The sequence below is a fragment of the Pseudochelatococcus contaminans genome, assembly GCF_014195635.1.
GTDB lineage: Bacteria > Pseudomonadota > Alphaproteobacteria > Rhizobiales > Beijerinckiaceae > Pseudochelatococcus > Pseudochelatococcus contaminans.
The window spans coordinates 180,089-187,601 of sequence record NZ_JACICC010000007.1 but is presented as its reverse complement, the minus strand read 5'-3'; the positions used below and the strand labels follow the sequence as shown (position 1 = coordinate 187,601).

Here is a 7,513-nt window from a genome sequence, read left to right as displayed (position 1 = left end):
AGCGCTCTGATTATGCCGAACTGCCGCATGGCCGAAAGCCGGCGTGACAGCCGAAAAGCTCGGCCATGCGGCATAATCCGACTTACGGCATAATGACCGAGTTCGTGCAGAGCCGTCCGGTGCCAGTTGATGGGCTCGAAATACGCCTGGGGCGGCGGGACCCTCACATAGTCCTGGGACGGAGCGTAGAAGGCCCTGTTGCCGCCGATGCGGAAATCGACGCCGGTCGCCTTGATGAGCGCCTCGACCCTCGGCTCGATCAAGCCGGGCGGTGGCGGCGGCGTGACCATGGCGATGTCGTCGGGCAGCCCGTCGCATTGCACCACGTTGAAGACCGTAAAGCGCTTCAGGAACGGGATGGCATGCGCTTCCTCGCCGGCTTCGCGGGCGCGGCGCTTCTCGTCTTCCGGCGTAAAACGGTCGGCATAGACGACCGTGGTGCCGTGCTCGCCCTTGCGGACATGGCCGCCGAGCGAAAGCGCCTGCCGGAATGTAAGCCAGCCCTGGCAGGGAAAGCCGTGCTCGATGACCGCGCCCCAAAGGATGAGCACGTTGATGCCGCTGTAGCTGCGGGAGGTGGCGGCGTTTTTCGGTAGGCCGAGCGGCGCCTTGGCGGTCGATGTACCCCAAGGCTGCACCCATGGCACCCGGCCGGCCTCCAGTTCGGCGATGATTTTGGTGGTGATTTCGTCATAAAGGTTCGTCCGGTCCGAGCCGGTGCGAACGCTGCGATCATGTCTGGACATCGCGGTTCTCCGCGACGGGCGCCAGAAGACTCTCCTCCGGCCCTCAACCCGTCACGGCAAAACCCGTCCGCACTCTCACTCTAAGGGGGCGTTGCGGGGTCTCCCCGCAGAAGGGGGTGTGCCGGCGACCGTGGCGCCGGCTAGGGGGAAGACTTTCCCCCGGCGGAAAACAGCAAATGCGTAAGCCGTAGATAAGGGTTTCGGTAGCAGAGAAACTTGTAGCTCACCCATCTTCATTGACAGCGCCCGGCGCCACACTAGCCTCAGACCCGCAGCGTTTGTTCGGTCGTCTTGCAAGCCATCAGTGCCATCGAGGAAGGTGGCCGTCGTTTTCTCCTCGTAGCCTGCGTTCCCTCGTTCCCTCTCGCTTCGCAAAGCAAAACGACGTTTTAAGAATATTTTGTTATTTTCCAATAAGCTGATGAGACTCTTGCAAAGCTTTTCCGCTATTAGACACGTAGACGAATAGAAAGATCTTGGGGATCTGACTTACAGGGTGGGCAATGAAAATATACTCTGTCGCAATCGAGAATTTCAGGGGCATCCGCTCGGCGCGTTTGGTTTTTCCGGATCATGCGGTGCTTATCGGAGACAACAACACCGGCAAGTCTTCGGTGCTTGAAGCCATCGACCTAGTGCTTGGCCCCGACAGATTGAACCGGCGTCCGCCGGTCGACGAGCACGATTTCTATCAGGGACGCTATTTGGCTGAGCCGCCGTTGGTAGTCGCCGAAGATGAAGATCTTCCGATTGTGCCGGCGGAGGGCGCTGAAGCGGAACCGGCGGAGGGACCAAAAATCACCATCGAGGTGACGATCATTGACCTGTCACTGGAGCAGCAAGCCCGCTTTGGTGGGCAGATCGAATGGCTCGCAACGGACACCGGTGACTTTTACGACGAAGCGGAGCCAGCCGGGGTCGATGCAGCGAATATCGTTGCGGCGCTCCGAGTGACGTTCATCGGAGAATACGATCCAGATGAGGACGATTTCTCCGGCAACACGTATTTCACCCGTAGCATCGCCGAAGAGGCAACGCCAACGCCCTTCTCGAAGAAGGACAAGCAGCATTGCGGCTTCCTTTTCCTGCGTTCACTGCGGACAGGATCGCGGGCGCTGAGTCTGGAACACGGCAGCTTGCTCGACATCATCCTGCGTCTGAAGGAGATCCGTCCCCAGATGTGGGAGGAGACGATAAAGACGCTGGCGGGTTTTGACGTGGCGAGCAAGCCAGAACTCGGGATTTCCGGCGTGCTGGAAAGCATCAACAAGTCGCTGAAGAAGTACGTTCCCCGCGAATGGGGCGCGCAGCCGCATCTCAAAGTCTCGAATTTGACGCGCGAGCATCTGCGCAAGATCGTGACGGCATTTATTGCGACGGGTGGAGGCGATCACGCGGCTCCTTTTTTCCGTCAGGGTACGGGCACGATCAACATGCTGGTGCTGGCCCTGCTGTCGCAAATTGCTGAAGATAAGCAGAACGTCATTTTTGCGATGGAAGAGGCAGAAACGGCGATTCCGCCCTATGCACAAAAGCGGATCGTCCACGAGCTCCGCAAGCTGTCGGCGCAGTCGATCTTCACCTCGCATTCGCCGTATGTGCTGGAAGAGTTCACGCTTAACGAGACGGTGATCCTGTCGCGCTCCGACGATGGCGAGTTGATGCAGTCAAAGATTGCGCTCCCGGAAAGCGTCAAGCACAAGCGTTATCGTCAAGAGTTTCGAACACGCTTTTGCGAGGGGCTGCTGTCGCGCCGCGTACTTATAGCCGAAGGGGCGACCGAAGCCGCATCCTTCCCGGTTGCAGCACGACGGCTTGCCGAATTGAACCCGGCGACCTACGCCTCGGTGGAGGCATTGGGCATTTGCGTGATCGACGCTGGAACCGAGAGCCAGATCGCCGATCTGGCAGCGCTCTACAAGGGGCTCGGCAAGCGGACGTTCGCCATCTGCGATAAGCAGACGGCCGTGGCACAGGCGGCGATCGAGGCCCAGGTCGAGCGGTTGTTCATGCACGCAGAGAAGGGCATCGAGGACCTGATCCTCAAAAATACGACGCCGGCTGCCCTGGAACGTTTTGCCGACGTGCTCGACTGGCCGCCGCACCTTGCGGCGAAGTACCCCGATCCAAAAGCGCAGGCGCAGGCAGCTTTGAAGGAGTATTTCGGCTGGTCGAAGGGAAATTGGGGGATCGCCGATTTTCTGGCGCAATGTAACGAGGTGGAGATCCCTCAGTTCTTGCGCGACGCTTGCCTTGAATTGAAGAACCTATGCGACCCGCCCGCCGCGGCGTCGGCTCCACCGCCGGAGCCGGAAGAAGAGAACGTTTTCGCGGACATTCTGGGGTAGAGGAAGGCGATCGTGGTCGATCTCACCGAGGCACAGAAGGGCGTCTTAGAGGCAGAAGGCCATCAGCTTGTCACGGGCGGTCCGGGCTCGGGCAAGACCACTGTCTCCATTCTAAAAGCAGCTAAGATCGGACGGGAAGCGCTCAAGCCGGGCCAGCGGATACTGTTTCTGAGCTTTGCCCGCGCGACCGTCTCGCGCGTGCTTGAGGCGATCGATGAGGAGAAGCAGATCACCCGTAAGGAAAAGGCGGTGATCGAGGTCGATACTTATCACGCCTTCTTCTGGCGCATTCTGAAAACGCACGGGTATCTGGTCGGCTTCCCACGCCGCATGACGATCCTCACGCCACCGAACGAGGCGATAGCGCTATCAGGCTTGCGTAGTGGGTATAAAGCTGCCTCGAAGCTGACGGATGAGGAGAAAGCCGAGAAAAAAGAGCGAGAAGAAGCCGAGCGGGAGCGCTTGGCACGCGACGAGGGAAAGGTCTGCTTTGACCTCTTCGCGACCAAGGTCGGCGACATTCTCCATGGATCGCAGAAGGTTCGGACGCTGATTTCTACGATGTATCCGTTCATCGTCCTGGATGAGTTTCAGGACACGAGCGCGGAGCAGTGGCGTGTGGTCGAGGCACTTGGGATGGGGAGCACACTCATTGCGCTCGCCGACCCGGAACAGCGGATTTTCGATTTTATAGGTGCCGATCCTGAACGGTTGAACCACTTCAGAGCAACATTCCACCCGTCTGAACATGATCTCGCTGGCGACAACCACCGCAGTAAGGGCACGGAGATCGCACTCTTCGGAAACGACATCCTCGCCGGCCAGTTTCGGAAGTCGAATTATGAGGGCGTGCATTTCGAGGTTTTCGAGTCAAATCCCAACCAAGCGTTTACAACGCTCACGACGCAAGTGCTTCAGGGACGGAAGCGGCTGATCGATGGAGAAAAACGGGATTGGTCACTGGCGATCCTCGTGCCGACCAAGAAGATGACGCGATTGGTCTCGGATACGCTCCGTGAGCCGTTCGGCAATGTCCCGCCGATCGGTCACAGCGCCGCCGTTGATATGGAGGGGCCAATTCTGGCTGCCGAGATCGTCGCCTTTCTCCTGCAGCAGGGTCGACAGGCCGGGGCGTTCGATGACCTCGTTGAATTGCTCTGCAGCTACTATCACGGCCGCGGTGGCTCAACCCCCAACAAAGGCGACCTGGAGGAAGCGGCCCGGTTGCGCGCCGCCCTGGCTAAATGGAATGCAAGTGCGGCGGCAGGAAAGCCGCCGCCAGGAAACAGCGTGCTGAAGGCGACCGCGACGGTCCATCAGGCGGCTATTGCATTGGTATTGACCGGAGACCCGGATAAAGACTGGCGCGCCGTTCGCGCGGCTCTTGAAGGGAGCGCTTGCTCGCGGCTGAAAGAGGTCGCTACCCAGGTCCGAAACGTTCGCCTATTGGAACGCGGGACCCAGCTTCGGCAAGGACTCATGCAAGACTGGCGCGATGCCGGAAGTTATCGCAACGCCCTGGAAATCACGCGCCGAGCTTTCGTTCAGGAACATTTCGCTACGGCCCACAAACCGGAAACTGGCGTCATCGTGATGAACATGCACAAGGCCAAAGGTAAGCAATTCGATGAGGTAATCATATTTGAAGGATGGCCGAGGCGCGCCAAGCGCGAGATCGTCGCCAATCCGGATCGGATAGTCACCGGAAATATTCGCGACGGGGCTATGACGCAGGCTCGCCAGAATTTCCGTGTGAGCGTAACTCGCGCGAAGAGCCGGACGACGATTCTGACTCCGCGTGATGATGTTTGTGTGCTTCTGTTAGAAGACGAAGCCTAAACGTAGCTTTCAGCAGGCTGCGGCTCGGTCATGCGCGTCCTCCAATCGCGGATCGCTTACGCCTCTTTCCGACCGTGGCCCCGGTTTGTCCCTCTATGTCCCCGAGACTGCGCAGATGCAGCACAGGCCGGGAAGGCAGTTTCACGGTCAACTCCAGCTCGCCGCCGATGGCCTCGACATAACCGCGCAAGGTGGACAGATACATATCCGCCTGCTTCTCGATCTTGGAGACGGAAGGCTGTTTGATATTGAGGGCTGTGGCGATGTCCTCCTGCGCCTTGCCCGCGATCTGGCGAAGCTCGCGAAGGCTCTCCACTTCCTGCTTCAATTCCTGATAACGCGCTTCGATGGCTTCCTGCTCGTCCACGGGAAGCGCGGCAATCATGTCGTTCAGGCTCCGTGCCATCTCAACGTCCCTTCTTTGCGGATTTCAGGCTTTCCAGATGTTCGGAAAATCGGAGATCCGCTTTTGCGATGAGCTGCCGGTAGAAGCGCTTCTGGCTCCCGCCGGATTTATCGCCCGCTACGAGCACGATGGCTCGCCGTTCCGGGTCGAAGGCGAAGGCTGCACGCCATTCGCCGTCGGCCGCTTCGAATCGCAGTTCCTTCATGTTGGCGTGTTTCGAGCCTTTGAGCGTGTCGGCATGGGGCCGACCAAGTTGAGGTCCGTAGTCCGACAGTAGCCGGGTGGCTGCGATCAATGCGATACGGACCTCGCGCTCAAAGGCCAGAACCTCGGCCTCGAAGGCTCCATGGAATTGGACTTCCCACTCCATATAGCCTCCAAGCTATGTCCGGTCAATGGAAAGGACGCGCGGCGCCTCTGGCGAGGCTGCTGTCGATCGGCGGCAGCTCGCGGCCCAGGCGTCGAGATCGTCCACGGCGTAGCGGACCCACTTGCCGAACTTATGGTAGGCGGGACCGCCCCCGAGGGAGCGGTAGCATTCGAGGGTGTGCGCCGACAGCGCGAGGTATCGCGCTGCGGCTTCGGTATCGACGAACCGGATCGGGCCGGCATCTGCGACGAACTGGGCGCGTCGCAGGATATCGGGCGTCGGCCAGCGGCGTTGGGCTTTGGCTTCCTCACGCATGGCTTGCCTCCTGCGCCTCGGCTCGCTTGCTGCCGGACGGTGCGGTCCTGTTCTCGCCGCTACGGTGACGGAACGGACGATAGTTCCCGAGGCGCGTGCGCGAGGTGTATTTGCCATCCTCGAAGCCGAGCGGCTTGCCGTCCGGACCAAGGGTGGCCGGAGCGGTGGCCACCACCGGGGCGATGGAGGGCAGCTCCATGACGGGAGCCGGCGGTGGTGCGGGCGGCTGATGCTCGGCACCGATGACGGTCATACGGCGCTGCGTGACGGCTTCCGCCGCAGCCCTGACGGGATCGTCCTCGGTGTGGACGTAGCGCATGAACATCGTCACCGTCTTATGAGCGGTGAGCGCCATGCCGACCTTTACCGGCACGCCGGAGTTGGCGATGTCGGTCGCGGAGCGATGACGGATGCCATGCGTACCGACATGAGGAAGCCCCGCGCGCTTCAAGATGCGCTTCCAGCCCTGGTAGTAGGTATAGGAAGACATTGGCTTTTCCGGATCGAAGATCGAAGGGCAGACGAAGGGCGAGCTTTCGAGTCGAGGCGCGGTCTCGAAGAGGCGCAGCGCTTCGGCACTCATAGGCTTCGACATTCCGCCGGTCTTGCTGTCCGGCCAGACGACACGGCGGTTGTCGAAATCGATCCACGACCATTCAAGCTCGGCGATCTCCGACATGCGCGCGGCGAACTCGAACTGAAGCCTGATCGCGAGAAGGATGAAGGGATGCTCCAGCCCTTCCGCGTCAGCGCGATCGAGATACTCGAAGAGCTTGCGCATTTCCGCATCCGTGATGAGGCGGGTCTTGCCGCGTTCGGGATATTTCGGGACATGGCGGCAAGGATTGGAACCGTCCGGACGTAGCCCCCAGACCTCGGCGACGTTGAACATCTTCCGGCACATCGCGAGCATCCGGTTCGCGCTGACGGGCGATTTCGCCATCTTCTTCATGAGATCGGCGATGTCGGCGCGCGTCACTTCCGGCACCTTCAGATGCCCGAGCTTCGGAATGAGGTGGCGCTTGGCCCGGTCCCGATTCGACTTGACGGTCGAGGGCTTGTTGCGGCCTTCGGAATAGTCGGTGATGAAGCGATCGAAGAGTTCCTTGACCGTCGGGGCCTGACGGCTCGCCGTCCGCTCGGCGCTGGGGTCTCCTCCGCGCCGGACTTCGGCGAGCCAGTCCTGTGCGATGCCGCGCGCCTGTTCGACGGTGATCTCGCCGTAGCGGCCGATCGCGGGCTTCCGGCGCTGGCCGCTGTTGGTGACATACGCGATCATGAAGGTTTTCCGGCCGGCGGGCGTGACCTTCACGAGAAAGCCGGGTATCGTCGTATCGCGGAGTTCGTAATCGCGTTCCTGCGGGTTTGCGGCGTCCACCGCCGTCTTGGTGAGTTTGATCTTGGGCATTCCTAACCTCCGTTGAGGCCGGATTTCAGGTGCAGAATAGGAGCACCGCGAAAGCCAGCCGTAGCGTGCATCCGGTTAGGC

The 7,513-nt window shown here is 60.5% G+C and carries 7 protein-coding genes; 2 read left to right on the top strand and 5 right to left on the bottom strand.

All coding sequences use genetic code 11. From position 1 onward, the window contains the following. A partial coding sequence (locus FHS81_RS13950; protein ID WP_246375022.1) for an ArdC family protein occupies positions 1-746 on the bottom strand: 746 nt, incomplete at its 3' end. Positions 747-1,249: 503 nt separating this feature from the next. Here FHS81_RS13950 and FHS81_RS13945 point away from each other — a divergent pair. After that, positions 1,250-3,094 (top strand): ATP-dependent nuclease, encoded by a 1,845-nt coding sequence (locus FHS81_RS13945; protein ID WP_183753966.1) that lies wholly within the window; start codon positions 1,250-1,252, stop codon positions 3,092-3,094. 12 nt (positions 3,095-3,106) lie between these two features. Then, positions 3,107-4,933 carry a UvrD-helicase domain-containing protein gene (locus tag FHS81_RS13940; protein ID WP_183753964.1) on the top strand — a complete coding sequence of 609 codons (1,827 nt, stop codon included), beginning with the start codon at positions 3,107-3,109 and terminating at the stop codon, positions 4,931-4,933. A 28-nt stretch (positions 4,934-4,961) separates the two neighbouring features. Here the strand turns inward: FHS81_RS13940 and FHS81_RS13935 are convergent, their stop codons facing one another. From FHS81_RS13935 to FHS81_RS13920, 4 genes are read right to left on the bottom strand one after another with little or no spacing between them, the layout of a single operon-like run. Continuing rightward, a complete protein-coding gene (locus FHS81_RS13935) occupies positions 4,962-5,339 on the bottom strand; it encodes an XRE family transcriptional regulator (protein ID WP_183753962.1) in 378 nt (125 codons plus the stop codon). Between the two features lies 1 nt (position 5,340). Beyond that, positions 5,341-5,709, bottom strand: coding sequence for a type II toxin-antitoxin system RelE/ParE family toxin (locus FHS81_RS13930; protein ID WP_183753960.1), 369 nt, complete (start codon positions 5,707-5,709; stop codon positions 5,341-5,343). A gap of 12 nt (positions 5,710-5,721) precedes the next feature. Further along, positions 5,722-6,024, bottom strand: coding sequence for a helix-turn-helix domain-containing protein (locus FHS81_RS13925; protein WP_183753958.1), 303 nt, complete (start codon positions 6,022-6,024; stop codon positions 5,722-5,724). Next, entirely contained in the window at positions 6,017-7,432 is a 1,416-nt protein-coding gene (locus FHS81_RS13920) for a tyrosine-type recombinase/integrase (protein WP_183753956.1), read from the bottom strand. Before FHS81_RS13920 ends, FHS81_RS13925 begins: the two co-directional genes overlap by 8 nt. Positions 7,433-7,513: the final 81 nt, after the last annotated feature.

Excerpts from the sequence above, each read along its gene's own strand:
- FHS81_RS13925 (WP_183753958.1), bottom strand. The coding sequence starts at position 6,024 with ATGCGTGAGGAAGCCAAAGCCCAACGCCGCTGGCCGACGCCCGATATC.
- FHS81_RS13930 (WP_183753960.1), bottom strand. The coding sequence starts at position 5,709 with ATGGAGTGGGAAGTCCAATTCCATGGAGCCTTCGAGGCCGAGGTTCTG.
- FHS81_RS13935 (WP_183753962.1), bottom strand. The coding sequence starts at position 5,339 with ATGGCACGGAGCCTGAACGACATGATTGCCGCGCTTCCCGTGGACGAG.
- FHS81_RS13920 (WP_183753956.1), bottom strand. The coding sequence starts at position 7,432 with ATGCCCAAGATCAAACTCACCAAGACGGCGGTGGACGCCGCAAACCCG.
- FHS81_RS13945 (WP_183753966.1), top strand. The coding sequence starts at position 1,250 with ATGAAAATATACTCTGTCGCAATCGAGAATTTCAGGGGCATCCGCTCG.